Source organism: Mesobacillus zeae, from assembly GCF_003570705.1.
Taxonomy (GTDB): domain Bacteria; phylum Bacillota; class Bacilli; order Bacillales; family Cytobacillaceae; genus Mesobacillus_C; species Mesobacillus_C zeae.
Genome location: NZ_QWVT01000076.1, coordinates 1 through 1,005, shown reverse-complemented (window position 1 = coordinate 1,005; position 1,005 = coordinate 1). Strand labels below are relative to the sequence as shown.

The window sequence follows — 1,005 nt, the reverse complement described above, 5'->3', positions numbered from 1 at the left end:
AAGAAACTGACCATCTACTCCCTCTATACTCATGTAATGCATATCATCATTAAGTTTTTTATCTCTATTACTCTTAAGAGATAATGAATAAAGCCTTCCTTGACTTCCTTGAGAATTTTCCGGCTCGATATAGAAGTAAATATTTTCATCATCAACAAGAAAAATTTCTCCTCCGTTCCCCGGTACGGTAAATAGACGAATAGGCTTATTATTATGAATATCCATCTTGTAAAATCCGTTTTTAGCCCCCATTTTATTGGAGAGAGAGACGAGGCAACTTTTGATGAATTTGATTAAAATGATGTAGATCATGTTCTACCTGACTTTCAAAGTAACTTGCTAAAATATAGGAACTATCCCCAATAAAAAATTCACTATTCCATAAGTCATTAGATAAATTATTTATAGCCTTAATAAGATTTCTTCTGCACTCGATAAATTTAAAGATGGTTGCTTCTTTTGAATTTTTTTTACTAAGAATAGATGATTGGTGATTCATTAGGTTTACATCTGGTGCTTTTGGTAATGGTTTATTTTCAAAGAAATACGGTAATCTTTGAAACAGAACAAACTCGTCCCAAAACTTAAAATGCCCAACAATTTCAGCTAATGTCCATTTATTATATGCAATAGGTGTTCTCCATTCATCTTCTGTTACATGATTCAATTTTTCAACCCAAGAAATTGTTTTTTCAAAGTGAAGTATTATTTGTTCTTTTCTCTTTTGCACAATATCGTTCTCCTTATTTCTACCCTTATTTTAATAAAATAAATATCGGAATATTGCGTCCTTTCATTATATATGAAATAAATAAAGATGGTATGAACTTCCATCAGACCATCTCGATTGTTAAACAACTTTATTTTCTTTTAAACGAATTTTTTATTTAAAATACAACATTTTTGATCATAAACAAACACTGTAGCTTTGTAACAAAACATGCTCTTATCATACTTATTCCCATTATTCTTTTATAAAAAAGATTGATTATTTATGTTCCTTGT

At 29.4% G+C, this 1,005-nt stretch carries 2 protein-coding genes; both read right to left on the bottom strand.

The window, feature by feature from the left end:
- Positions 1–225, bottom strand: a 225-nt coding sequence (locus tag D1970_RS21985; protein WP_142921053.1) for a hypothetical protein, incomplete at its 3' end; no start/stop codon positions are given.
- A gap of 28 nt (positions 226–253) precedes the next feature.
- A complete protein-coding gene (locus D1970_RS21980) occupies positions 254–730 on the bottom strand; it encodes a DinB family protein (protein ID WP_181213345.1) in 477 nt (158 codons plus the stop codon).
- Between the last annotated feature and the right edge of the window lie 275 nt (positions 731–1,005).